Here is a 25,412-nt window from a genome sequence, read left to right as displayed (position 1 = left end):
AACCAGATATCAGCAAAGAGAGCGGGATATCAGTAAAGAGGAGCAGATATCGGTAAAGAGAAGCGGATATCGGTAAAAAGAGCGTAAACCTGAAACTTTCTCCATCCACGCCACTGCCCTATAGTTGAAACTTCCACATCAAAACGGTATCGTATAAATGGAGTACATATAGGGAGGAATTATGATGACGGTAGATCGGGTATCGGAAACAGTAGATATTATAAAAAAACTTGTGAGCATTCCAAGTCCAACTGGTAATACATTTGAGGTTATTCAATTTGTACAGGATTTTCTAAATAATTTAGGGATTGAAAATCGCTTAAATCGAAAGGGCGGACTGCTGGCTACAATTCCTGGTGAGGACACGTCGCAGCACCGGATGCTGACTGCTCATGTGGATACGCTTGGGGCGATTGTGAAGGAGATCAAATCGAGTGGGAGACTGCGTATGGATTTGATTGGTGGTTTTCGCTACAATGCGATCGAAGGGGAGTACTGTCAAATTGAAACGTCGTCTGGGAAAACATATACGGGTACGATTTTAATGCATCAGACTTCGGTTCATGTGTATAAGGAAGCGGGAACGGCTGAACGGAATCAGACGAATATGGAGATTCGTTTAGATGAACGAGTTCATTCTGCTGATGAGGTTCGCGAGTTAGGTATTGAGGTAGGAGATTTTATCTCATTTGACCCACGGGTAGAAGAAACATCAAGTGGTTACATAAAATCGAGACATTTGGATGATAAGGCTAGTGTGGCGTTGCTTCTTCAACTCATTAAGCGTATAAAGGAAGAAAAGCTATCTTTACCTTACACCACTCATTTTCTTATCTCGAATAATGAAGAGATTGGCTACGGAGGCAATGCGAGTATTTCCCCGGAAACAGTTGAATATCTAGCGGTTGATATGGGAGCTATGGGGGACGGGCAATCTACGGATGAATATTCAGCCTCGATCTGTGTAAAGGATGCGAGTGGCCCATATCATTATTTGCTTCGTAAACATCTGGTCAGTTTAGCGGAAAAACATCAGGTCGATTACAAGTTAGATATTTATCCTTATTATGGTTCAGATGCTTCGGCTGCGATCCGCTCCGGTCATGATATCGTTCATGGATTGGTTGGTCCGGGAATTGATTCGTCTCATGCATACGAGCGTACACACCGTGATTCGCTAGATCATACAGGAACACTTCTCTATCATTATGTTCAATCTACATTAGTCATATAAAAAAAGCTTGCCCATTTGGGTCAGCTTTTTCATATTAACGATTAGCGTAAAAATGAACGTAGCATCCAGTTGTGTTTTTCAAGTGATTGATGAATGGCTAGAAGCATATCTGCAGTTGTTTGATCGCCGAGATTTTCAGCGGCTTCCATACCTTCTTTTAATTCCTCAATCAATATACTAAAATCACCAACAATGTCCTCGACCATGGATTCCGCAGATAAACCATTTTCAGCTTCTTTAACTGAGGCTGTTTCAAGGTGCTCCTTCATTGTTGCAAGTGGATTACCTTTAAGTGCCAATAAGCGTTCAGCTAGTTCATCAATATATCCAGATGCTTCGTTATATAATTCTTCAAATTTTTCATGTAGTGTAAAGAACTGAGGTCCTTTTACATACCAATGATAGTTGTGGAGCTTTGTAAAAAGCACACTCCAGTTGGATACTTGGTTGTTTAAAATGTGAGAAATTTTTTCTTGTGTCATGATAATGGCCTCCTATTATGATTACTCACTAATAGTTTCCCAAAAATAAATGGATTTAAACGTCGATTAGCTTCCAACTGGCAACTCCGCCATGTACTTGTGTAAACATCTGAGCCGCTCGCTCTAAAAGTTGGCTTGCTTCTTCCAAACTCAGATTTGGATTCAGATAAAAAATTTGTATAGCTTCCGTAGTGTCTGCACTAACTGATGTCCGAGTTGAATCTACAATCGGGCTTCCGAACGGTCCGTTATTATCTGCACTCACAAGCTTTGCTTCTGCTGAAAATGTACGACCATTTAGCCCATCATAGCTTTCGCCCGCATCACCCATTTTAAATTGAATCGGTCCATCGATATGTGTAGTATCATAAATGCCTACAGGAATCTGATACTCAAGTGAAAAGAAATTATTCAAATCAATCGCTGAATGTGGTGCTTCTAGAAAATCCCCCTTTTTGATTCGGCGGTATAAGGCCTCATGAGAAGGACGATACCTGGAAGCAGAGATGCCAAGTTTTTTAAAAACATCTCTCCAAGCTGCAATTCCCTCAAAATCGGTGAACTCTTTTTCTTCTAGGGAAACAGCAAGTACCTCTTGAAAATACCTGATTCGACCTTGTATCATTTGTGGTGAAGCACCAATCGCGATATGATGGTAAGATATCATGCCAAATTTGAGTGATGGTACTTTGTTATGTAACGATTGATCAATAGTAGCTTCTAACACGGGACAAGCCTCCTTTTTAAATAAGCATAGCACGAAAGATAAATGAAATTAACCAAAACGCTTTTTATGAAAAAAGTGTGGAGAAAGGTGAGAAGGGCATGACATACGCCCAGTTGAAACAAGATTTGATTGCATACAGTAAAACAATCGGGATCGATAAAATTGGGTTTGCTTCAGCGGATTCTTTTTTGACATTAAAGGACCGATTGCTTGGTGCAGCAAGAGCTTGGCTATCAATCTGGATTTGAAGAACCGGATATTGAGAAGCGAGTTAATCCAGAGCTTAGCCTGCCCAAAGCAAGATCGATTATTTCGATTGCCCTTGCCTATCCATCTAAAATGAAAAATCCTCCAAAAGGTACAAAGGGTGATCGTCGCGGTATGTTCTGTCGTGCTTCTTGGGGCAAGGATTATCACGATATTTTACGAGATCGCCTGAAGAAATTGGAGACTTATTTAAATGAACGAATTCCGGAAGCAAGAACAGTTTCAATGGTTGACACTGGTGCACTATCTGATCGCGCCGTAGCAGAACGCGCTGGAATAGGGTGGAGCGCAAAAAACTGCGCCATAATCACTCCGGAATTTGGGAGCTATGTCTATTTAGGTGACTTGCTTACTACTTTACCGTTTGAGCCAGATACGCCAATTACTGATCAATGTGGCAGCTGTAATAAATGTGTAGATGCCTGTCCGACTGGAGCGCTCATTCAAGGTGGACAGCTCGATTCGCATAAATGTATTGCCTTTTTAACACAAACAAAAGGATTTTTGCCTGATGAGTATCGTAAAAAAATTGGGAACCGGATTTATGGCTGTGACACTTGTCAACAGGTTTGCCCTAAAAATAAAGGAATTGACGTGCATAACCATCCAGAAATGGAGCCAGATCCTGAGATTGCTAAGCCTCGTCTGATTCCATTACTCACCATGAGCAATCGTGAATTTAAAGAGAAGTTTGGAGAGATTTCTGGTTCTTGGCGTGGGAAAAAGCCGATCCAAAGAAATGCAATTATTGCCCTAGCTCATTTTAAAGAAGAGAGCGCACTACCTGTTTTAAAATCATTGCTTAAGGATGATCCGCGACCAGTGATTAGAGGTACGGCGGCATGGGCGATTGGCAAAATAGGTCGGACGATGGAAGAAGAAAATGTGCTTGAAAATGCGAAATTAAACGAAAAAGATGAGCAAGTGCTAGCAGAAATCAAGAAAGGTCTGGATTTGTTGGAAACAAACGTAACAAGGAACTAGCTTGTCTGAATAACCTGAGGTAGAATAATAGAGACCTGAGTATAGTGAGAGGGGGAGTATGGAATGAACAATCGCTCCGCTTGTTTTGTGGACGAAATGAACAGCCCAATAGGACCATTAACCATTGTTGCATCAGAGCAAGGAGTGTGTCACCTCCATTTTGGAACGATTGAAAGTATTCATTCAACACTTAGAGCCAAACTTTTAAAACTCGGTATGAGTGGAGAATGGCAGCAATGTTCAGAAACGCTTTCCGTAGCTAAAGAACAGCTTGGCGAATACTTTTCTGGAAAGCGCCAAACATTTGACGTCCCAGTTGATCTAACGGGAACGCTTTTTCAAAAGCGAGTGTGGGAAGCCCTAAAGGAAATTGATTTTGGTCAAACACGCTCCTACAAACAGATTGCAGAAGAAATTGGCGCACCTAAAGCCGTACGTGCAATAGGTGGTGCAAACAATCGTAATCCCGTTCCAATCATTATTCCTTGTCATCGTGTCATTGGTAGCAACGGTTCCATGGTAGGTTATGGAGGCGGACTCGATAAAAAAGAAATGCTTCTTGTCCATGAAGGGGCAAGAGAACAAATACTAACTCATTAAATTAAAATAAGACAGCATCACCTCTTCAGTAAGAGGCTATGCGTGTCTTTTTTTTGTTTGTAGTCGTAATGGATTTGGTGAAAGCTAACACAGGAGTTGAGTGTTGAATGGAAGGGGTCCAATTATTGTCCTGTTGATAACCGTTTTTTTCGTAGAATGATATATTTTGAGAAAGATTCTTTCGTACTTTACACGTTAATGTCAGCACATCTTGATGAACAGCATAGTCTTCTAACCACGTTAGCAACAAACTTCCTAGCCCCTTGCCTTGAATAGAAGGCTTAACGGCAAACCGATGGAAACTAATGGTTTTGTCCGTTTGCACAAATCGAATCATCGCAAGTAGAGTGTTGGTGTTGTCAAAGAGTAGTGCGGCTTGTTCACCTTGCTGACGGTTATTAGTGATTGAAGAGATGGTTTCATCAAGTGCACTTGATGGTGGGTCTGAATAGATAGAAAAAGCTTCGTGCATTAAATGACACATGTCAGGAATATCGGTCGTATTCGCCAAACGAATGGAATATGTCAAGGTATCACCCGCTAGTAATTGTATATTTATAATATCGTATGTATTATTATACATTAATCTATTCGAATGAGTCAAGCTGCCAAGGAATAGCCTGTATAAGGGATATAAGGAGGAAGGCTTATGGATCAATCGATTGTAAAAGCCATTCATCAATTGGCAGAAAAACGTAATCAATTATTTGTAGATGCATCGCCACAGGATATGGCAGGGCTTATGCGGAGTAGATCCTCGCAGCAACGTCGTCATGTATCACTTGTGCATTCTAGGGCAGCAGGTGAAATTACTAGAATGCAAAAAATCGAAAACCAAACGATTGTTGATTATACCATCTATTATGAGTGGCTTTTTAAACAACGCGAACAGTTATACGTGGAGGAGAGGCAGGAATTTAGACGTGCTTCGTTTGAGAATAGACTGCTTACTACAGATAATGAAATCATTCGTCACTCACTTGAGTTAGATCCAAAAGCCCCTTTGCCATTAGATCATCTAGAAGAGAAAAATGAATATCGATCAAAAAACCGATACAATCGCAGGGAAGCCGTTCGTTATGCGGAACGCTTGGTGGAATGACTATAATCCCATTTACAATAAATTTACCGATAATTGTACGAACTTTATTTCACAATGCCTTCATGCTGGTGGAGCTCCAATGAATCGAACTGGTCAGAAAAGCAAGGGGTGGTGGACGGAAGGGGCAAGCTGGAGTTTAAGCTGGACGGTTGCTCATTCATTAAGGTGGTATTTAAGTGGATCAACGTCTGGACTTAGGGGAGAAGAAAAAGCAACTGCGCAGGAATTACAGCCAGGTGATGTTATTTGTTATGACTTTACAGGGGATGGAAGGTGGCAGCATACCACGATGGTTGTGGCTAAGGATGAGAACAATGAGCCACTTGTGAATGCACAGACAGTGAATAGTAGGATGAGGTACTGGTCGTACGAGGATTCTACCGCGTGGACACCTGAGATTAAGTATAAATTTTTTCGTATTGTTGTGATATAAGATTAGACCTCATTCGTGGTATACTACTTTTTGTACGTTTATCTTTAGAACGAGGTGTACCAATTGGGCTTAAATATTGTATTATATCAACCAGAAATCCCTGCAAATACAGGTAATATTGCAAGAACATGTGCCGGTACGAACACATCTCTGCATTTAATTAGACCTCTTGGTTTTTCTACGGAAGACCGGATGTTAAAACGTGCAGGCTGTGATTATTGGCCAAATGTCAAAATTCACTATTATGATTCATTTAAAGAATTAACAGATCAGTTTCCAGAGGCATCTGTGTATTTAATTGAGACGGTTGGAACAAAAACCTATTGTGATTTTGATTACTCTGATGTAAATGAGGAGATCTTTTTTGTGTTTGGACGGGAGACAACAGGTTTACCTGATGACATTATTGAGTCATATAAGGAGAACTGCTTGCGTATTCCACAAACGGATAAAGTTCGTTCTTTGAATCTGTCGAATACAGCTGCAATTGTTGTGTATGAGGCGATTAGACAGCAAGGATTTCAAGGAATTTAGAGAGCAATAAGTAGTATGTCGATATTACTTGCTCCGGCAACCTTGCCCTCTTTCATGCTACCGGGAGACGGCCTACCATCCAGTCCGCTCTATTTGAGGGTTAAATAATTTCCCTATTTATACAGATCACAAAAAGCCTCTCAGAATAAGTTTCCGAGAGGCTTTTTGCGTTATATTCATTTAGAAAGGTATACTCTGGATGAAGCTATTATATAGGCGTAAGGTTGTGTAGCCGACTGCTAATATAAATGCGCCCCAAAAGACTACGTGGAAAAAAACGAACCCGATTAGACTAAGAATGCTGAGAGAGTCATAGATTTTATAGATAAAGAACATAAAGTAAATGATACATGCTGCAATAAAAACGACCCCGATAAAAAAGATTTCCTGCATGAGTAAAAGTGAAAGTAAACTTGCTCCAAGGAAAATCCAAGAGCCTGCGCGAACTTTGTTTAACTCTGTTCCATCCTCATCCTTTGAAAAGAACAACATCGATAATTGGATGGTTGTATCTGAGATTAGTTTTAACGCGGAGAAGACCATAAAAAAGATCAGTAAAAAGACAAAAAGGATGGCTAATTTAATGCCGCTTTCCGTAAAAAACTCAAGCATGCCATCATAGACACCTAGATTTTCTAACTGTCCAAGGATAAATGATTGTGCATAAAAGGAAAGAGATAAGCTAAATAGTATAATAGAAATTAAAGCAAAGTGCCCTGTTAAATAACGGTTTGACATTAGTGATAAACTCCTGTTCTAAACGTTTAAACGTGCGTAATGTATAGTATTAATTGTACAGATATTGGCAAGAATAGGCAAGCGCTTCTTTCATATGAACTAGGCAGAGAACGGTGTTAATTTTAGTAAGCCTTTTCAATTGACGAGAATTTCAGTATAATAAAAGTAATTAAAATGGTTTTCCGTTAAGGAGGCAATGATTTATGGGAACAGCGTTAATTTTAGGTGTATGTGCAGTCTTTTTAGTAGCCATCTTTGCGGCAGGATACGACAGCAATCCTCATAAGAAATAAGCAAAAAAAGGATCCCACATAGGGACCCTTTTTTTATTTCATAATATCATTAAAAATCTTTTGATGAGGATTTGACTTAGCAAAACTTTCAATACTTTTTGGTCCTTCTAAATCTTGATCACGTCCGATTAAAATGCCAGTTGTATACTGGTCAGTTAAACCAACAAACCAGATTTCTTGATAGTTGTTTGACGTACCTGTTTTTCCACCAACGTAAGGTGCAGAGACATTAATCGAGCGTCCGGTACCATTTTTCACAACACCTGCAAGCATCTGTCGCATCTTATCATTGGTTGCTTTACTCCAAACCTGGGTTTCTGGTTCATCCCAGCTGTACAATACGTTCCAAGCTCCATCCTTCACTTCTGTAATACCATGTGCTGGAGTGTATGCTCCGTCATGGGCAAAGGTTGTATAAGCTCTTGTCATTTCAAGTGGAGAGACCCCTTTCCTAAAACCACCTAAAGCTGTAGGTAAGTAATTTCTGTCGCTATCTTCAACTTTTTCGAAATGAAATTTATCAAGGTACGAATAGGACGTTTCAAGACCTGTTTTATCTAATAAGGCGACGGCTGTTGTATTATATGAACTTGCTAAACCTTGGCTTAATGTTACCGAACCAATCTCTTTACCATCATAGTTTTTTGGACAATAGTCTTCGGGACCGTTAGGATAACATTTGTTCTTAGAGTCGATTCTAGCTGATGGACCAACACCAGTAACATCAATGTATGGTGCATATGCAAGTAGTGGTTTTATTGCCGAGCCTGGTTGTCTAAAATCCTGATAACCTCGGTTAAAGTTAAACTTTTCGTAACCTTTACCGCCAGTTATCGCCACAAGATTATTTGATTCATTATCAATAACAGCGAGCGATCCTTGAATAGATTCGTTTGGAATATGATTAATTACTGATTGAACGGCTTGTTTTTGCATTAATGGTTTTAATGCTGTGTTGATCGCAATGCCTTCATCATACAATCTTTGAATGCGTTCATCTAATTCCTTGTTGATTTCATCTGTTTGTTCGGGTGTTGTCGCCTTGTCTAATAGGCTGTTAAAGCCATCCTCTTCTGCTACAAGATCCCTGAACTCATCTCGTATGTACGTAACGTAATCTGGAAACATATCTGTACGTTTTTGGACAGCGAGTTCAATCGTTTCTTCAGTCGCTTCAACATATTCCTCTTCCGTAATTTTCTCTTCATCGAGCATCTTTTTAAGAACCCAGCCCTTACGATCCTCGGTACGCTCTTGATGATTAATTGGATCAAAAAAACTTGGATTATTCGGGATAGCTGTTAAAAAGGCTACTTGAGCAATCGAAAGATCATTACTACTTTTACTAAAATAATATTGGCTTGCTGATTCAATTCCGTATGCTTGGTGACCAAAAAAAATGGAATTTAAGTAGAGTTCAAGAATATCATCTTTCGTATAACGTTTTTCAAGCTCACGTGAATACAGAATTTCACTTAGCTTTCTTTGGTACGTTTGCTCATGGCTTAAGTAAATATTACGAACCAACTGCTGTGTAATCGTACTACCACCTTGTTCAGTTTCACTGCTTGAAGAATTGGCAACAAATGCTCGTGCAATACCAGCTGTATCATACCCTTCATGCTCATAAAAACGACGATCCTCTGTCGAAACAAATGAATCGATAAACAGCTTGGGAATTTGGTCATAGGATTTATAGATTCTGTTGGAATCCTTGTATATTTCGGAGACTAATCGTCCTTCTGAATCAAGAATATAGCTGTTAGATGAGAGAAACAACTCACCTAATTCAATATTCGCATCAAACGCCTCCGATAATGTTTCGACATCATTAACTTCTGCTCCTACACGAGTTAACAGCAGGACAAATGACGCACATAACATAACGATGATTAGCCAGCCTGTACTTTGTCTCATACTAATCTCACTTTCTTTAAAACTACTTTTCCTAAAGTATACCATTGAATAGCTGGAATTTACAGTTGACGAGCTAAATTAACTGCGACTTTATATGGGATTAACAATGATGTTTGGTCAACAAAAAAGGGCATGTTCAACTTTATTAGTGCATAGAATATATTAATCTCGTATCGACGAGGATGGAGGGGTATTGTGAGCATACTTAAAAAGATTGAACGCTTTCGGGAAGAAGAAGAACGGTTGAAGTGGGAAGGAACATTTGAGGATTATTTAGAATTAATTAAGGAAAAACCTTATGTGACACAAACCGCTCATTCCAGAGTGTTTAATATGATTCATGATGCTGGAGTGGAGGAGAAGGATGGCAAGAAGACATTCTCTTTTTTTAAGGAACAAATTTATGGTTTAGAAGAATCAATTGAACAGCTTGTGGAAGAATATTTTCATTCCGCTGCCAAGAGATTAGACGTTAGAAAACGTATTCTGCTCTTAATGGGACCGGTTAGTGGCGGTAAATCAACTCTTGTAACCATGCTAAAAAGAGGATTAGAGCAGTACTCACGCACAGATCGTGGGGCGGTGTATGCCATAAAAGGATGCCCAATGCATGAAGATCCTCTACATCTTATTCCTCAACATCTACGCTCTGATTTTCAAGAGGAATATGGAGTCAAAATTGAGGGCCATCTCTCTCCATTAAATATGATGCGGTTGCAAGAAGAGTATGGAGGCAGGATTGAAGATGTATTGGTAGAGCGTATTTTCTTCTCAGAGGATAAGCGAACTGGAATCGGTACATTTAGTCCATCTGATCCGAAGTCACAAGACATTGCTGACTTAACAGGAAGCATAGACTTTTCAACGATTGCGGAATATGGCTCTGAATCTGATCCACGTGCCTATCGCTTTGACGGAGAATTAAATAAAGCGAATCGAGGCATGATGGAGTTTCAGGAGATGTTAAAATGTGATGAGAAGTTTCTGTGGCATTTGCTTTCACTAACTCAAGAAGGAAACTTTAAAGCTGGCCGATTTGCTTTAATTTCAGCAGACGAACTCATTGTAGCTCATACCAATGAGTCAGAATACAAAACTTTTATTTCTAATAAGAAAAACGAAGCTCTGCATTCAAGGATTATTGTGATGAAGATTCCATATAATCTAAAAGTGAGTGAAGAAGAGAGAATCTATAAAAAGATGATTGATGATAGTGATTTGTCTCACGTCCATATTGCCCCTCATGCCCTTAGAGTAGCCGCTATTTTTACGATCTTAACAAGATTAAAGGATACGACAAAATCGGGCATAGATATTATTAAGAAGTTACGGCTCTATGATGGAGAGAGTGTTGAAGGCTTTAACTCTCAAGACCTCGTAGAATTAAAAAATGAGCATACGGATGAAGGTATGAGCGGGATTGACCCACGTTATGTAATTAACCGAATCTCCTCAGCGATCATTCGGAAGCAGTTAACATCGATTAATGCACTTGATGTGCTTCGTTCCATTAAAGAGGGCTTAGATCAACACGCATCAATCTCCAAAGAAGAACGCGAGCGGTTTATGGACTTCATCTCTGTTGCGCGTAAGGAATACGATAATATTGCGAAAAAAGAAGTACAAAAGGCGTTTGTGTATTCCTATGATGAGTCGGCAAAAACACTTATGGATAACTACTTAGATAATGTCGAGGCCTATTGCAATAAAAACAAATTGCGGGACCCACTGACAGGAGAAGAAATGACACCTGATGAGAAACTCATGCGTTCCATTGAAGAACAAATCGGGATCTCAGAAAATGCAAAAAAGGCGTTTAGAGAAGAGATTTTGATCCGAATTTCTGCCTATGCCCGAAAAGGTAAGAAGTTTGATTACAATTCTCATGAAAGATTAAGAGAGGCCATTCAGAAAAAGTTGTTTGCTGATCTAAAGGATATTGTGAAAATCACCACATCAGTTAAAACACCAGATGAGTCTCAGCTTAAGAAAGTAAATGAAGTCATTGCCCGACTAATCGACGAACACGGCTATAACTCAACCTCAGCCAATGAATTGCTGCGTTATGTAGGAAGTCTGCTAAATCGATAGGTCATGAAGAAATATATTACTATCATGCACACCGAATCATTATGATGTTACTCACATAATGGTTCGGTTTTTTTATCAAAAATAAGAGATTAGGGCAGCCACACCAGCACCTGCAAGTAAAATCACCCTTGAAATAGGTGCTTGAGACTACGTGTATGTCCTACTGCGTGATTTGTAATTGGATTGAGCGATTAATTGTTCGCCTTTGTATACTTCTGTCTCATGCTCCTTAAAAGTAATTGTTAAAAAACGATAATTTTACATAAGCATAAGAAGAACGTGGTTCAAAAAGGGTAATCTGGCTTTCAGTAGATTTTTCTCATCGTGAATTCGTACGCGTTAGGTTGTTCTCTTTGTTTAAAAGTGGTAAATTGAAAAGAAAAGAATGGCGGAGGAACATTGTGAGTAAAGCGAAAAGTGAACTATTTGGCTTGGGTAAAAGCAATTGTTATTGCAATTTTACTGGCAGTGATTATTCGCACCTTCCTTTTTACGAGTTACGAAGTGCGTGGAGAATCAATGCTACCAACAGCTCATGAAGGAGAGCTGTTTATTATTAATAAGTTAAACTATCAATTTGGTGAACCAAACCATGATGACTTGATTGTATTTCATGCTACACAGAGCGAAGATTATATTAAGCGAGTTATAGGGTTGCCGGGCGATACTATTAGAGTTGAGAGTGATGTGCTCTATATTAATGACGAACCAGTAGAGGAACCTTATCTAGATGACGTAAAACCAGGTCCTGGTAAATATACTGAGGATTTTGATGAGGTTTTTGTTCCAGAAGGGCATGTGTTTGTGATGGGGGATAATCGTCCTAGTAGTCTTGATAGTCGCCGGATCGGTTTTATCAGTGAAGATCAAATTGTCGGTAAGGTAGACTTACGTTTCTGGCCATTATCTGAATTCACCTTTATGGGAAGTAAATAAGCAAAAGTCGGAACCAATGTTCGGTTCCGACTTTTTTAATGTGGATGGCTGCAACTTGTATGAGAGGACTCATCTTCCTCTCCAGGTGGCATATCAATTCCACCTGGATGAAAGGGATGACATTTAGCCATACGTTTGATAAGGAGCCACGTCCCTTTTGCTGCACCAAACCTGCCAATAACCGTTGCTCCATATTGAGAGCAGGTTGGATAAAAACGGCAGGTTCGAGGGGTGTAGCGTGAGATAAAACGTTGATAGAACCGAATAAAAGCTAAGATCAGAATCTTCAGAGCAACCACCCTCCTAAAACATTTCTAAAAAAGAAAGCCCGCATTAAGCGAGCCATTCAAATGATTAAATTTCTTTAACTAAATCAAAAAATTCTTCAAGTGCTAATTGATTTTCATAAATCTCAATTGCAGCTTCCCCAACATAACGCAAGTGCCACGGCTCATAACCATATCCGGTGATATCTTCTTTTTCCTTTTGATAGCGAATGATAAAACCAAAATGATGGGCATTATCTGCAAGCCATTGTCCTTCTTCAGTATCTTCATATTCTTGAACCAATCCATAATTGACACTAGCACTCGAAACATCCATTGCTAGTCCTGATTGGTGTTCGCTGCTGCCCGGATTTGCCACAAATTCTTGGTCTGCTCCTGATCTTGCAACGGCTTGATCATATAATTCTTGTTGTCGATCATACGAACGATAGCCTGATACAGCAGCTAACTCAATGTTTTCCTCTTTTGCTCCAGCAAATAAAGCTTCAAGAGCGCCGGCAGCTTCTTCGCGCATATAACTTTTAGGGATGTCCTGGTGTCCATATGAAAATTTCACATCAGGTATGACAAGATCTTCTGGTACATAATCACTTGGAAGGTGATAATCGTGATTCACAAATGTTAAAATGTTATTAGGATTTTGAATGACAGGTTGTCCATCAACTTCCTCAATCTCGTTAAAATATTCAGATGGAAGGGACATCGTGTCCTCTTCGTTTTGATCTTCTGTTTCGTCTTCAGGTAATTCATCGTCTTCGGAAGGTTCTTGATCCTCTTGTTCATCCTGCTCATCATTTGATGGCGAAGAATCACTTGGTGCTGATGTCTCGTTGTCTGATGGTTCTTCCTGCTCTTGTTGACCGTCATTTGCCGGCTCTTGGTTATATTGTGAACAACTACTTAATACAAGCGAGCTGATCGCCACAATCAACCATCTATTCTTCTTCATGTGTCAATTACCTGCCTAACTTGTTTTCATTACTTACTATATAAAATTATAACATACCGCTTATTTGTGCAACACGCAAGTTAGTATTAAAGCCAGCTATAAAAGCATAGCCAGCTTTAAGAGAGATTAATCAAATCTATGCTTGTTTTTGCTGCACTGGCGAGACGGAGAGAATTTGCTCAATTAAAAAACGTCTTACTTGCTTTTTTTGATGACAATAACCAGTTAAGATTCCATTGGAGATTGTCTCTGCAGTGATAATTCTATGCGATATATTATTTGTTTTTGAAAGATAAATCAGTTCAATTAAATCCTTGTTTAGGCAGCTTCTAACCAATAGAGATGTGTTCATATCAATGCCCCCTTTTTTATAGTATATGCGAACTCTTGTTCTTATTCAACGAGAATTTTTAATTGGTTATTACTACCTTTGGCCATTCGATTTGGACAGGAAAATGTAATTTGAATTATAATGAAGCTAAGTGAGGTGGATCGTGTGAAAGTCATTACCGTGTCACAAAAAATTCTATCAAAATATAAACAGCTTCAGCGGGCATTAGATGTTGTTGAAGAGGGCGGATCTATCCAGTTAGAAGAGGGTACATATAAAGGAACATACATTATAGATAAATCGATAACCATTAGTGGAAATGGTGAGAAAGATGCCATTATCATTGAGGGTTCATTTGAAATAAAGAATCACGCCACTTTTCGTCTGAAGAATGTAACGATTCAGGACGGAGAAACAGGCATATTTGTTTCTGATGGTTCAGCTGAGCTCGATAACTGTGACATAAATAGAATGAGCGAGTCGGCTTTAACCATTAAAAAAGACAGCAAGGCTGTTTTACGTGACGTCATTATGCAAAATAATCAACATGCGATTGTTTCACAAGGGAAAGCGTCTCTTTTATACTGCGCGTTGTCTAAACAAAAAGCCGTTCAAATAATCCTACATCAAGGTGCCCAGATGAAATTAAAGCATTCTCACATTTTTCAAGGTATGCAGGAGGCTGTCATTTTAGAGGGAGCTAGCCAAATGGTATTGGAGGATTGTTCGGTTTACGGACATACTGGTTTGAAATCTCAAATTAGCGTGCAATCATCCGCGAAACTTTCTTTGATCTCCAGTCGTTTATATGAAGGGAAATATGGTGGAATAGAAGTAAATGGTGGCCGTTTATTAATGAGGGATTCAGAATTATATCGGAACAATGGCCATCAGATTAGGTTAAGCGATAGTACATCAGTTATTAGTCAGTCTTATATACATAGTGGTGACATTGGATGCCACGTTTTGGACGGAACAAATTTGCGTCTTGAACAAACTCGCTTAGTTGCTCACCTTCAAGCTCAAATTAATGTGCAAGGAGGACAGTTGAAGGCTAAACAATGTTCTATTTTAAGTGGAAAAGGTAATGGAGTCTTAATTGCGGCAAGTGGCGAAGCGGTTATATCTGATAGTGAAATTGCGGGACACTTCCTTCCTCAGATTTGTGTATCTGAACAAGGGAATACGATTATTGAGCGTTCTTCTATTCACCATGGGGATCATTATGGTGTGTGGTTAACAGAACAATCATCCGCAGCTATTTTTCAATCGAATATCTATAGTCATCAACAAATTCAAGTGGTTGTGGCAGAACAAAGCTTTCTAGAAATGGATACCTCTTCTATTTATGAAGGCTATGAAAATGGACTTCACTTTTTAGAGGAAAGTAAAGGTCAGTTAACGCATTGTGAGATCTATCGTCATGGTGAAGACTACCCACAGATTATTGTTCGTGGGGCAGCGGATCCAGTATTCAAAAACTGTACCGTATCGGAAAGTCCATCGAATGCGATCTGGTTTTTAGAAGAAGCGAGAGGACGGATTGAACAGTGTCATTTTGTGAGCCATGGTTTAGCGCAGCTTGAAATTACAGATGGAAGTAAGCCTGTGATTGCACAAACCACAATAATGGAGGGTGGTCATTGTGCCATTCAAATCCGGGAGGCAGGTCCATATATAGAAGGTTGTACATTCACAGATAATGAAGCAACCATTCTTTTAGAAGGCAATTGTCCAGCTGAGATCATAGGTGATGGAGCAGAAGCTCTAGCTGATTTTGCAGAAAATAAACGTATGGAAGAGGAACGCTTATCTAATCTAGATGACAAAACGTTGGAACGAATTCAAAAAGCAAACGATCTTGCTGAGAAAGAAGCCAGAACAGCTGAGATAGTCGGATTAGTTGAAGAGCTTGAGCGACGACTTGGGAAAGGGTATTAATTTTATACTTTAAGAAGTGGACATAAATCATGTCTGCTTTTTTTTATTTGGTCTTCAAAAGCTTGTCCATTCCTACTATAAAAACAGACACTATTGAAAGATGATTCATTCAATCTGAATTTTTTGGCAACTCTTTCACTTGTCTGCATAAGATAAGGTAATCACTAAAAATAGTCCACTTCATATTAGTGAACCAACTCCACCATACTATATGCAAAAAAGCCTGAAGATGTGCATATCCAGGCAGTCTGTTTACACATATATAATCAGGGAGGGAAACATGTGAAAAAAGACGATTATCAAGGATTCGCTGTGTCTCAGGAGAATTGGTCCCTCCACCGAAAAGGCTATCAGGATCAACGACGTCATCAAGAGAAGGTTCAGGAGGCAATTAAAAGGAACTTGCCTGATTTGGTCAGTGAAGAAAGTATCGTCATGTCCAATGGTAAAGACGTCATTCGTATTCCGATCCGTTCATTAGATGAATATAAAATTCGCTATAACTATGACAAAAACAAACATGTTGGGCAAGGACAAGGCGACACAAAAATTGGTGATGTCGTAGCAAAAGATCCAAACGGGCAGCAGCAAGCTTGGACCAGGAAAAGGTCAAGGAGCTGGTGACAAGGCTGGCGAAGATTATTATGAAGCAGAAGTGTCCATTGCTGAATTGCAGGACCTACTCTTCTCAGAGCTTGAGCTTCCAAACCTACAAAAGAAAGAAGAAGACGAAATTATCATTGAAGATATCTCATTTAATGATATTCGCAAAAAAGGTTTGATGGGGAACGTTGATAAACGCCGAACCATCCTTTCTGCAATTAAACGAAATGCGTTAACAGGAAAACCAGGCATTAATCCTATTTCTAATGATGACTTACGTTTCAAAACATGGAATGAAATCACTAGACCCGAATCAAAAGCAGTTGTTATTGCAATGATGGATACCAGTGGTTCAATGGGGCGTTTTGAAAAATACATGGCACGAAGCTTTTTCTTTTGGATGTCACGTTTTCTTAGAACAAAATATGAGACCGTTGATATCGAATTTATTGCACATCACACAGAAGCCAAACAAGTAACAGAAGAAGACTTCTTCTCAAAAGGAGAAAGCGGAGGCACAATTTGTTCGTCAGCTTATCGAAAAGCCTTAGAAATCATCGACGAGAAATACGAACCAAGCCGCTATAATATCTATCCATTTCATTTCTCAGACGGCGATAACCTCACAAGCGACAATGCTCGCTGCGTAAAACTAGTTAATCAACTAATGAGCGTATCAAGCATGTTTGGTTATGGTGAAGTTAACCAATACTCTAGACACTCCACACTTATGAGTGCCTACAAAAACATCGATGACCCACGCTTCCGTCACTATATTCTGAAGGAGCAGGGAGACGTCTATCATGCCATGAAAGAATTCTTTAAAAAGGAATATGAAGAAGCAATCGTGTAAGAGAGGGACCCGGTGGATGCCGGGTTTTTTTGTGTGATTTTGAATCCAAGCTGATTATGCCAGAGGTTCCGGATAGATTGTAGAATGGTAAAAATCTTATTCCTCTAAATTGGTAATTCAAAAGGAACTATTCAATGTGAGACACTAATTCTTTTTTTCTCAATTGAAGCAAAACAATACCAAGGATGATTAATAATATCCCCGTTATCTTTATGATTGAGAGCCTTTCACCAAAAAGGAGCACTCCGAAAACAACGGACATCGCTGTACCAAGTCCTCCCCAAATGGCATATGAAATCGACAAAGGGAGTTTCTCGATAGCTAAGGCTAGAAAACTAAATCCAAAAAAATAAGAACAAAGACAACTAATTGTGTAGAATAAGTTTGTAAAACCGTTCGAATACTGAAGCAAAACCTGTCCGCATAATCCAAATATGATCGCGATGATTAAATAAATATATTCTTTTTTCAAACCAATTCACCTTCAATCAAATTAATGGCTAATATTTAATAAGAAAACACCTGTGAGTAAAATAGTTAAAGCGACAATTGTTTGTTTATTAGTTTGTTCTTTTAGGAAAAAAATCGCAAAAAGGACGGTGGAAGCAATTCCTAACCCAGACCATGTTGCAAAAACGAGAGACATAGGCAAATAAACAAGAGATTTTGCTAAAAAATAAAAGGTAAGCCCATAACCAGTAAAAGTTAACAGGCTTGGAACGATATTTTTAAGGCCTTCAGAGCGTTTTAATTGAATTGAAGCAAATACTTCAATCAAGATTGCAAGGAACAGGTGAAAATAGGGAATCATATCATAACCCCTTAAAGTATTTTTGACAGTTATATGTTAACCTTTTAAAATGGGTTTAGCAAGTTATAATAAAGAGGTGATTACAAATGTACAAAGATAAACCTTTTGAACTAAGTAATAGTAGTGGTCATATTAGTTTAGATTTTATCAATACAGCAAACTTTCATGGTCATGTAAATCACCAAGAATGGCTTCAGAGTGAACTAGATGTCATAGAATGGGCTAATTTTATAGGTCTTTCTGTAGAGAGCAACACCCGTTCAACTCTAAGTTTGACTGAACTTATCCAATTAAGAGAAGCGATGTATAGAATTACTTTTCATGCAGTTAACCAAACAATAGCGGATAAAGAAGATATGCGGGTATTAAACAAATGGATAAAGAAGGCACAGGAGCAAGTAGAAATTTTGCTAAGACAAGACGGAGTGTTTTCAAAACAATTAACAATGTCAGATGGGTTAACAAAAGTAGCTTTTACGGTTGTACTTTCTTTTAGTGAATTGATAATGTCAGATTTATTTCAGAAGGTAAAGCAATGTAATAGTGATCGATGTGAATGGTTTTTTATTGATCACACAAAAAATAAAAGCAAGCAATGGTGCACGATGAAGATTTGTGGAAACAGAGAAAAAGCGAAACGGTTTTACCAATCATCAAGAAAAGAGAAGGGTCGCATTTGATATTCATTGTTAACAAGCCCAAACCCTGGTCTTAGTGTACATTTCTTAACTCGGTCTAAGTGAATGGAAATTAGATAGGAATTTGGTTTTAATTGCTTGAAAAAATAAGAAGAAGCAATCCTGTAAGAGAGGGACCCGGTGGATGCCGGGTTTTTTTGTGTTTTTAAAAGGGGCATAAGTGTTTAACTTAATAAATTTGCACAATTGTTATTTCATTTGTTTCAAAAAGTTCTTGTAACGTCTTATGATGAATCTGAGCTTTTTTAGTAAGAGAAGAGTAGGAACTATAAGACTGACTGACTCCATTATGAGTAAGAAATAAACCATTTGAGTGAGTAGATATATGATAAGTTTGATCATCTATTGTGAACTCAAACTCGTAACCGAGCTGTAAATCCTTTATAAAGTCTTGATATATGTAATTATCCAAATTGAAGAGCCTCCTTAAACCTTCTTTTCTCATATTCTAGTCCCTTCCTTACCTTTGAAACAAAAAATAAATTGTGTTATCGTTTTCTTAGGATTTATCATAATTTTGGAGGTATATAATATTTTGGATACGATGGTTTTAGTCACTCTTGCAGTTGGTGTGACTGTTATATTTTTTCTTCTTTCTAACTCAAGTAGACATAGAAAAACAAATGAACAGAATGAAATGATGGTAAAAGAAGCGCAAAAAAATCGGCAAAAGCAAGTTGAACTGTTGGAAGAATTGTTGTTAAAACAAAATGAACTGGCAGAAGAGATCAAAAAATTAAAAAGTAAGGTATAAAAGGAGTCCTAATTTTGGAAGTGGGTATTGTTGGATTACTTAAGTTTTTGGTGTTTATCATATTAGTTATTCTAATACTAATAAGCGTAATTAGAATTCCTTCTCATTATAAAAATATTAGAATCTTTGTTGAGATTAATAAAAGAATGGAAGATCATAATCAATTAGCTAGACGTACTGAAAGAAAGAAGATCAAACTTATGAAAGAAATTCTGGAAAGTCAAAAAAATACGATCTAATCTTATATTTTAAACTGCTCTACAATTTTTCTGGAAATCACTAGCGCCACAACAAGTAATATCATCATGACTAATATATTTAACATATTTAATACATTGCTTCCCAAATTCATTGGCAAAAAGGCATTCCATAAAAAACTTGTCACTCTAAATAAAATGTAAAAACAAATAAGAAACACGATGATCTCGATCAGCCATTTTTTAAGTGAACGGTTCGCTTTAATTACCCTCCTGTACTTAAATACATAACAAAAATAATGATACCAATAAACATGACCCATCCAATGACTAAACCAATAACGATACCAACCAAAGATCTGCGTAAAAATGATCCTTGTAATTCTTCTGTACTTTTTTTCTCTATTTGCCTGAGAGAGTGCAGCTGAGTTGCATTCAAAATAATGATTAAAATGATAAACATGATTAAAGTCACAACAAAAGTACCGGTAGTTTCTCGGGCAGGTTCGAGACCGTCGAATACTGATCTGCTGTTCCACACAAAGAATAGACCAAGTCCTATAGAAAGTAATCCTCCACCTAGCCTCTGTTTTCTCCATTCTTTCCCGAGCTTCTCTCTTGCGAATTCCACTAATTGACGAGTCCACGGGAAAAGATAAAATGGTTTTTTATAGGTTAATAGTTCGTAAATCCCTGAAAGAATGACCAAAAAACCAACATATAATAAAACGAGCTCAATTTGATACCTTGTAACAAAATACAAATAGAAGCAGCCGATTAGTAAAAAGGATAGATTCCATGTGAGAAGGTACTGTTTTTTTATTTTATGATAAGTCTGTGTATCCATAACTTCATCCTCCAATCAATGGCTATATGTCTATCTTATCAAGCATTTCTAAAGAAAAGGTAAAGAATGTAGGATTTTCTATTCTGGTTGTCGAAGTGTGGGTAAGGAGGTTGAGTGGAGTGAAACGATTATGCCTTTATTTTGTTTGTTTTTTTAGTTGTTAATAGCTGTGGATATTCAGATAGTCAACAAGCTCAGTCTCGAGACGATGTTGAACTAGATCAAAAATATATGTCTGGTCAGTCACTATTTGCAAGTGAATTATTCCAACAAATATTTGAGGAAAAAGGTATGAATGAAAATATGTTCATTTCACCTTACAGTATAATTCTTGCTCTTCTAATGACAGCTAATGGAATAGAAGAGAGTGGCCGGCAGGAATTACTTGATAGTCTTCACATGGAAGCAGCCGATATAGAAGTACTAAATGAACAGGTGGAAAAGCAGCTACAATCATTAGATGCATTGGAGCATGCACAGCTAAATACGGCAAATTCAGTCTGGCATCGTTCAGGTCTAGAGGTTGAGGATCTTTACGAAAGTATACTAGATACCTATTATAATGGAGACATCGAGGAATTTGATGAGCAAGATGGTGCAGACACAATGAATCAATGGGTGACAGATAAGACAGAGGGTCATATCAATAAAATGATGGATGAAATTCCCCAAACTGCACTTGCATACATTCTAAATGCAGTTTATTTTAATGCAAATTGGAAACATGAATTTAATGAAAATGATACGCAAAAACATGCTTTCCATCTGTTAAATGAAGAGACTCATAATCATGAGATGATGAAAGTACAAGAAGAGTTTGAAATTCTAATAGGAGAAAATATGCAAGGATTAAAATTACCTTATGAAGATGATGGACTTTCCATGATCATTGTTCTTCCAGATGAAGGGGAGTTTGAGGTGGTAGCACAATCTTTAAATAAAGAGCTCTTTTTTAGTGATAACTGGAACGAAACAACTGTGGACCTCATTTTGCCTAAGCTAACATTTAGTAGTGAATACTCCTTGCTAGAGAGCTTGCAGGACTTAGGTGCTTTTCAAAAAGGGTATGATTTCTCGCCGTTATTTGGAGAGGGTATACAGGCCGATGTTACGGATGTGATCCACAAAACGTATGTTCAAATTGATGAAGAGGGGACAGAAGCCGCTGCGGCTACAGCTGTGGAAATGACAATATCAGCGGTTGTTCCTGAGCTGTTTCATGTTAATCGTCCATATTATTTTGCCATTATTGATGAGAAAACAGAAACGATTTTATTTATGGGTAGTGTGATCGAACCTGTTATAAACGAGTAGACAAGGAGATCTGTGATGAGGCTTAAGTGTATGATTTTAGGGCTTTCCGTAATCCTTGCTGGTTGCGGAACATATGATCAGACTAACACACAAAGTAATGGAGATTCAGAACCACAATCTAAACCTCGACCTCAGGTAGATGTTGATTCTCATTTTTCATCTGCACAATCAACATTGGGTGAAGAACTATGTAAAGAGGTGTTTAAGGAAAATCAAGACCAAAATGTGATGGTTTCTCCTTATAGTGTTCAACTAGCTTTATTGATGACAGCAAATGGACTTGCAGAAGCAGATCGGGATCTACTGCTTGAAGCCTTGAATTTAGACGGAACTGATTTTAAACGAGATCAACCAAGAGATACAAAATCTAACCGAGTCGTTTGATACACTTCCTTATGCAGAACTAAAAACAGCTCATTCAGTTTGGCATAGAGGGGATCTAAGTGTAGAAGAGGAATATCAAGAATTACTGCACACCTATTTTGATGGAGAGGTTCAGCCGTTTGCAGAAAACAAGCCAGAAATAGCGATTAATAAATGGGTAGAGGAAAAAACGGACGGTTATATCGATGAATTAATTAAACAAGTACCAGGTAATGTCGTTGCATACTTAATTAATGCCGTTTATTTTGATGCTAATTGGAAGTATCCATTTGAAGAGGATCTGACAAAGCCTGAACCATTTTATTTATTAAATGGCGAGTCGGTTCAGCATCCGATGATGAACCAAATTGGAGGCTTCGAATTATTGGAGGAACAAACTTTTCGAGCTCTAAAAATCCCTTATGAAGATGATGGAATATCGATGGCGGTTATTTTACCGGAAGAAGGTGAGTTTAATGAAGTCGCAGGTTCTCTAGACACGTCTGTTTTTTGGACTGATAACTGGTCAAAAACAGAACTAGATCTTCGTTTACCAAGCTTCACCTTTTCTGCAGACTATACATTAATACCGTCACTTTAAGAGATTGGCCTTGAACCATTTTTTAATAGAGGGCTTGATTTCTCACCATTGTTTGGACCAAATTCTATTTTTGGAATAGACGATGTAATTCATAAAACCTATATAAATGTTGATGAAGAAGGTACAGAGGCCGCTGCTGTAACTGCTGTGGAATTAGTTGAGTCTGCGACAATTATTGAAGAAGATTTTATCGCAGATCGTCCGTTTCTATTCGCTATTATTGATGAGAAAACAGAAACGATTTTATTTATGGGCAGTGTGGTAGAGCCGATGCTATAGGGAGTCTGAGAAAGAATGAAAAATAAAAAATGTTATCAGCAGCCTTGCTGCTACTCTCAGCGATTGGATTTACATTCCGCAATATGCTTGCGAATGATATACCACCATACTGAAGTCTGGGAAATCTCGCGTAATGAAACAAGACAACTTCTGCAAGCGCAGAGGTTGTCTTGTTAAGTATGGCTTAGAAAAATCCTTGAGCATCTTCACTATAACTAACAAGAAGGTTCTTTGTCTGTTGATAGTGATCGAGCATCATTTTATGATTCTCTCGACCAATTCCTGATTGCTTATATCCACCAAATGCCGCGTGGGCCGGATACACATGATAGCAGTTTGTCCATACACGTCCGGCTTGGATCTCACGTCCGAATTTGTAGGCGGTATTGATATTTCGAGACCAAATGCCTGCCCCAAGACCATATAAGGTGTCGTTTGCAATAGCTAACGCTTCCTCATCATCTTTAAAGGTAGTAACCGAAAGAACTGGTCCAAAGATCTCTTCTTGGAAAATTCTCATATCATTGTTGCCTTTAAAAATCGTAGGTTCAATATAATAACCATTTTCCATCCCGTCTACTTTACGAGTCCCCCCGCCAATCAAGCACTCTGCCCCTTCATTTTTTCCGATCTCAAGATAGGATGAAATTTTCTCGAGCTGCTCTTGAGAGGCCTGAGCCCCAATCATTGTATTAGGATCTAATGGATTACCTGATGTAATTTCCTTCACTCGTTTTAACGCACGTTCCATAAATTTATCATAGATCGATTCATGAATCAGTGTCCGAGATGGGCATGTACACACCTCACCTTGATTTAGTGCAAACATGACAAAACCTTCAATGGCTTTATCGAGGAAAGCATCATCTTGGTCCATGACGTCTTTAAAAAAGATGTTTGGTGATTTTCCACCTAACTCTAGTGTGACAGGAATTAAGTTTTCTGAGGCGTATTGCATAATCAATCGTCCAGTAGTCGTTTCACCAGTAAAAGCAATTTTTGCAATTCGTTTATTAGAAGCAAGTGGTTTGCCTGCCTCTTCACCAAATCCATTCACGATGTTAATGACTCCTGCAGGAAGCAAGTCTTCAATTAATTCGGTCAAAACAAGGATAGATGCTGGTGTTTGTTCGGCTTGGCTTTAAGACAACGCAGTTTCCTGCTGCAAGAGCAGGGGCCAGTTTCCATACAGCCATAAGGATTGGGAAGTTCCACGGAATAATTTGCCCAACTACACCAAGCGGTTCATGAAAATGATAAGCGACGGTTTGCTCATCGATTTGACTGAGTGAACCTTCCTGAGCACGTATAATCCCCGCAAAGTAGCGGAAATGATCTACTGCTAACGGAATGTCAGCATTTAATGTTTCTCTTACCGCCTTCCCATTATCCCATGTTTCTGCAACAGCTAATTTTTCTGTATTCTCTTCAATTCGATCAGCAATTTTGTTGAGCAGAATAGCTCGCTCGGTTGGAGTGGTTTTTCCCAAGTTGGTTTTCGCATCGTGTGCTGCATCTAGCGCTAGTTCAATGTCTTCAGAAGAGGAGCGAGCTATTTCACAAAATACATCTCCAGTTACAGGAGATACATTTTCAAAATAACGTCCATTCACAGGGGCTGTCCATTTACCACCAATAAAATTGTCATAGCGTTGCTTAAAAGTAACCACAGAGTCGGTCGTTCCAGGCTGTTGATAAACCATGAAAAATCCCTCCAACGTAAATTATTTGAATCCCTTTTATTGTATACCCTGTAAGAGAAATTTGTAAGCGCTTTATTTTGTTTTTTATAGATTAATAGATTGGAGGAAGGGGATCGGAATGTGTGGGTGGAATCGAGGATGAGAGGGTGGAATCGAGGATGAGAGGGTGGAATCGGTAAAGAGGAGCAGAAATCGGTAAAGAGGAGCAGAAATCGGTAAAGAGGAGCGGAAATCGGTAAAGAGGAGCGGAAATCGGTAAAGAGGAGCAGAAATCGGTAAAGAGGAGCGGAAATCGGTAAAGAGGAGCGGAAATCGGTAAAGAGGAGCGGAAATCGGTAAAGAGGAGCAGAAATCGGTAAAGAGAGCAGGATATCAGCAAAGAGAGCGAGATATCAGTAAAGAGGAGCAGATATCGAAAAAGAGGAGCAGATATCAGTAAAGAGAGCGGGATATCAGTAAAGAGCCCCACATATCAGTAAAGAGAAACCAAACAATAATAAGCACCTGAAACCATTATCGTACACCAATCAATCCCCCACCTAA

At 38.6% G+C, this 25,412-nt stretch carries 25 protein-coding genes and 4 pseudogenes; 16 read left to right on the top strand and 13 right to left on the bottom strand.

Translation table 11 applies throughout. The features are described from left to right. Positions 1–184 precede the first annotated feature (184 nt). A complete protein-coding gene (locus NDM98_RS15545) occupies positions 185–1,234 on the top strand; it encodes a M42 family metallopeptidase (protein WP_251610397.1) in 1,050 nt (349 codons plus the stop codon). Between the two features lie 41 nt (positions 1,235–1,275). On the opposite strand, the gene NDM98_RS15540 is transcribed toward NDM98_RS15545, so the two are convergent. Then, positions 1,276–1,716: a Dps family protein gene (locus tag NDM98_RS15540; protein WP_251609715.1), complete on the bottom strand. Its 441-nt coding sequence runs from the start codon at positions 1,714–1,716 to the stop codon at positions 1,276–1,278. A gap of 55 nt (positions 1,717–1,771) precedes the next feature. After that, entirely contained in the window at positions 1,772–2,443 is a 672-nt protein-coding gene (locus NDM98_RS15535; RefSeq protein WP_251609713.1) for a B3/B4 domain-containing protein, read from the bottom strand. A gap of 98 nt (positions 2,444–2,541) precedes the next feature. On the opposite strand from NDM98_RS15535, the pseudogene queG reads away from it, so the two are divergent. Together queG and NDM98_RS15525 are read left to right on the top strand one after the other, a co-directional pair. Then, a pseudogene (gene queG, locus NDM98_RS15530) lies at positions 2,542–3,694 on the top strand (tRNA epoxyqueuosine(34) reductase QueG). A gap of 63 nt (positions 3,695–3,757) precedes the next feature. After that, positions 3,758–4,294 carry a methylated-DNA--[protein]-cysteine S-methyltransferase gene (locus tag NDM98_RS15525; protein WP_251609711.1) on the top strand — a complete coding sequence of 179 codons (537 nt, stop codon included), beginning with the start codon at positions 3,758–3,760 and terminating at the stop codon, positions 4,292–4,294. Between the two features lie 25 nt (positions 4,295–4,319). On the opposite strand, the gene NDM98_RS15520 is transcribed toward NDM98_RS15525, so the two are convergent. Next, a complete protein-coding gene (locus tag NDM98_RS15520; protein WP_251609709.1) occupies positions 4,320–4,823 on the bottom strand; it encodes a GNAT family N-acetyltransferase in 504 nt (167 codons plus the stop codon). A gap of 120 nt (positions 4,824–4,943) precedes the next feature. Between NDM98_RS15520 and NDM98_RS15515 the strand changes: the two genes are divergently transcribed. The 3 genes from NDM98_RS15515 to trmL all read left to right on the top strand — a co-directional run bounded on the left by NDM98_RS15515 (position 4,944) and on the right by trmL (position 6,363). Continuing rightward, complete coding sequence (locus NDM98_RS15515; RefSeq protein ID WP_251609707.1) at positions 4,944–5,396, top strand: hypothetical protein; 453 nt, start codon at positions 4,944–4,946, stop codon at positions 5,394–5,396. Next, positions 5,326–5,829, top strand: a complete 504-nt coding sequence (locus tag NDM98_RS15510) for an amidase domain-containing protein (RefSeq protein ID WP_307728854.1) — start codon at positions 5,326–5,328, stop codon at positions 5,827–5,829. Before NDM98_RS15515 ends, NDM98_RS15510 begins: the two co-directional genes overlap by 71 nt. 63 nt (positions 5,830–5,892) lie before the next feature. Next, positions 5,893–6,363 carry a tRNA (uridine(34)/cytosine(34)/5-carboxymethylaminomethyluridine(34)-2'-O)-methyltransferase TrmL gene (gene trmL / locus NDM98_RS15505; protein WP_251609703.1) on the top strand — a complete coding sequence of 157 codons (471 nt, stop codon included), beginning with the start codon at positions 5,893–5,895 and terminating at the stop codon, positions 6,361–6,363. Between the two features lie 180 nt (positions 6,364–6,543). Here the strand turns inward: trmL and NDM98_RS15500 are convergent, their stop codons facing one another. After that, a complete protein-coding gene (locus NDM98_RS15500) occupies positions 6,544–7,101 on the bottom strand; it encodes a DUF5366 family protein (protein ID WP_251609701.1) in 558 nt (185 codons plus the stop codon). 326 nt (positions 7,102–7,427) lie between these two features. Then, complete coding sequence (locus NDM98_RS15495) at positions 7,428–9,311, bottom strand: transglycosylase domain-containing protein (RefSeq protein WP_251609699.1); 1,884 nt, start codon at positions 9,309–9,311, stop codon at positions 7,428–7,430. A gap of 195 nt (positions 9,312–9,506) precedes the next feature. On the opposite strand from NDM98_RS15495, the gene NDM98_RS15490 reads away from it, so the two are divergent. Continuing rightward, the gene (locus NDM98_RS15490; RefSeq protein ID WP_251609697.1) at positions 9,507–11,402 is read left to right on the top strand and encodes an ATP-dependent protease PrkA; all 1,896 of its coding nucleotides are present in this window, start codon (positions 9,507–9,509) and stop codon (positions 11,400–11,402) included. Positions 11,403–11,819: 417 nt separating this feature from the next. Continuing rightward, positions 11,820–12,338, top strand: coding sequence for a signal peptidase I (lepB, locus tag NDM98_RS15485; RefSeq protein WP_251609696.1), 519 nt, complete (start codon positions 11,820–11,822; stop codon positions 12,336–12,338). A gap of 35 nt (positions 12,339–12,373) precedes the next feature. Here lepB and yidD read toward each other — a convergent pair whose 3' ends face one another. The 3 genes from yidD to NDM98_RS15470 form a co-directional block, all read right to left on the bottom strand. Beyond that, positions 12,374–12,628 (bottom strand): membrane protein insertion efficiency factor YidD, encoded by a 255-nt coding sequence (gene yidD, locus NDM98_RS15480; RefSeq protein WP_251610395.1) that lies wholly within the window; start codon positions 12,626–12,628, stop codon positions 12,374–12,376. Between the two features lie 64 nt (positions 12,629–12,692). Continuing rightward, positions 12,693–13,574, bottom strand: coding sequence for a M15 family metallopeptidase (locus NDM98_RS15475; protein ID WP_251609694.1), 882 nt, complete (start codon positions 13,572–13,574; stop codon positions 12,693–12,695). Positions 13,575–13,710: 136 nt separating this feature from the next. Next, entirely contained in the window at positions 13,711–13,926 is a 216-nt protein-coding gene (locus NDM98_RS15470; RefSeq protein WP_251609692.1) for a hypothetical protein, read from the bottom strand. Between the two features lie 144 nt (positions 13,927–14,070). Here NDM98_RS15470 and NDM98_RS15465 point away from each other — a divergent pair, with 144 nt between their 5' ends. Both NDM98_RS15465 and yhbH read left to right on the top strand, forming a co-directional pair. Continuing rightward, positions 14,071–15,846 (top strand): right-handed parallel beta-helix repeat-containing protein, encoded by a 1,776-nt coding sequence (locus NDM98_RS15465; protein WP_251609690.1) that lies wholly within the window; start codon positions 14,071–14,073, stop codon positions 15,844–15,846. Positions 15,847–16,128: 282 nt separating this feature from the next. Then, positions 16,129–17,302: pseudogene (gene yhbH / locus NDM98_RS15460) on the top strand (sporulation protein YhbH). Between the two features lie 127 nt (positions 17,303–17,429). Here the strand turns inward: yhbH and NDM98_RS15455 are convergent. Together NDM98_RS15455 and NDM98_RS15450 are read right to left on the bottom strand one after the other, a co-directional pair. Further along, positions 17,430–17,774, bottom strand: coding sequence for a DMT family transporter (locus NDM98_RS15455; protein WP_251609689.1), 345 nt, complete (start codon positions 17,772–17,774; stop codon positions 17,430–17,432). Positions 17,775–17,795: 21 nt separating this feature from the next. Continuing rightward, on the bottom strand, positions 17,796–18,113 hold the full coding sequence (locus NDM98_RS15450) for a DMT family transporter (protein WP_251609687.1): 318 nt from the start codon (positions 18,111–18,113) through the stop codon (positions 17,796–17,798). An 86-nt stretch (positions 18,114–18,199) separates the two neighbouring features. On the opposite strand from NDM98_RS15450, the gene NDM98_RS15445 reads away from it, so the two are divergent. Next, on the top strand, positions 18,200–18,793 hold the full coding sequence (locus tag NDM98_RS15445; RefSeq protein WP_251609685.1) for a CGNR zinc finger domain-containing protein: 594 nt from the start codon (positions 18,200–18,202) through the stop codon (positions 18,791–18,793). Between the two features lie 187 nt (positions 18,794–18,980). Here the strand turns inward: NDM98_RS15445 and NDM98_RS15440 are convergent, their stop codons facing one another. After that, on the bottom strand, positions 18,981–19,223 hold the full coding sequence (locus NDM98_RS15440; protein WP_251609683.1) for a hypothetical protein: 243 nt from the start codon (positions 19,221–19,223) through the stop codon (positions 18,981–18,983). Positions 19,224–19,346: 123 nt separating this feature from the next. Between NDM98_RS15440 and NDM98_RS15435 the strand changes: the two genes are divergently transcribed. Together NDM98_RS15435 and NDM98_RS15430 are read left to right on the top strand one after the other, a co-directional pair. After that, the gene (locus NDM98_RS15435; RefSeq protein WP_251609681.1) at positions 19,347–19,565 is read left to right on the top strand and encodes a hypothetical protein; all 219 of its coding nucleotides are present in this window, start codon (positions 19,347–19,349) and stop codon (positions 19,563–19,565) included. 14 nt (positions 19,566–19,579) lie between these two features. Beyond that, complete coding sequence (locus NDM98_RS15430) at positions 19,580–19,804, top strand: hypothetical protein (RefSeq protein WP_251609679.1); 225 nt, start codon at positions 19,580–19,582, stop codon at positions 19,802–19,804. 223 nt (positions 19,805–20,027) lie between these two features. On the opposite strand, the gene NDM98_RS15425 is transcribed toward NDM98_RS15430, so the two are convergent. Continuing rightward, a complete protein-coding gene (locus NDM98_RS15425; RefSeq protein WP_251609670.1) occupies positions 20,028–20,609 on the bottom strand; it encodes a hypothetical protein in 582 nt (193 codons plus the stop codon). Positions 20,610–20,750: 141 nt separating this feature from the next. Between NDM98_RS15425 and NDM98_RS15420 the strand changes: the two genes are divergently transcribed. The 3 genes and pseudogenes from NDM98_RS15420 to NDM98_RS15410 all read left to right on the top strand — a co-directional run bounded on the left by NDM98_RS15420 (position 20,751) and on the right by NDM98_RS15410 (position 23,166). Beyond that, complete coding sequence (locus NDM98_RS15420) at positions 20,751–21,923, top strand: serpin family protein (RefSeq protein ID WP_251609668.1); 1,173 nt, start codon at positions 20,751–20,753, stop codon at positions 21,921–21,923. Between the two features lie 30 nt (positions 21,924–21,953). Next, positions 21,954–22,307 (top strand): serpin family protein, encoded by a 354-nt coding sequence (locus tag NDM98_RS15415; protein WP_251609666.1) that lies wholly within the window; start codon positions 21,954–21,956, stop codon positions 22,305–22,307. After that, a pseudogene (locus NDM98_RS15410) lies at positions 22,255–23,166 on the top strand (serpin family protein). The gene NDM98_RS15415 and the pseudogene NDM98_RS15410 overlap by 53 nt, the downstream one beginning before the upstream one ends. 184 nt (positions 23,167–23,350) lie before the next feature. Here the strand turns inward: NDM98_RS15410 and adh are convergent. Then, positions 23,351–24,869, bottom strand: a pseudogene (gene adh, locus NDM98_RS15405) (aldehyde dehydrogenase). Positions 24,870–25,412: the final 543 nt, after the last annotated feature.

Origin of the sequence: Alkalicoccobacillus plakortidis (assembly GCF_023703085.1) — a bacterium.
GTDB classification, from domain to species: Bacteria; Bacillota; Bacilli; order Bacillales; family Bacillaceae_D; genus Alkalicoccobacillus; species Alkalicoccobacillus plakortidis.
The sequence above is the reverse complement of the archived record's forward strand: the minus strand, read 5'-3'. Positions and strand labels throughout refer to the sequence as shown.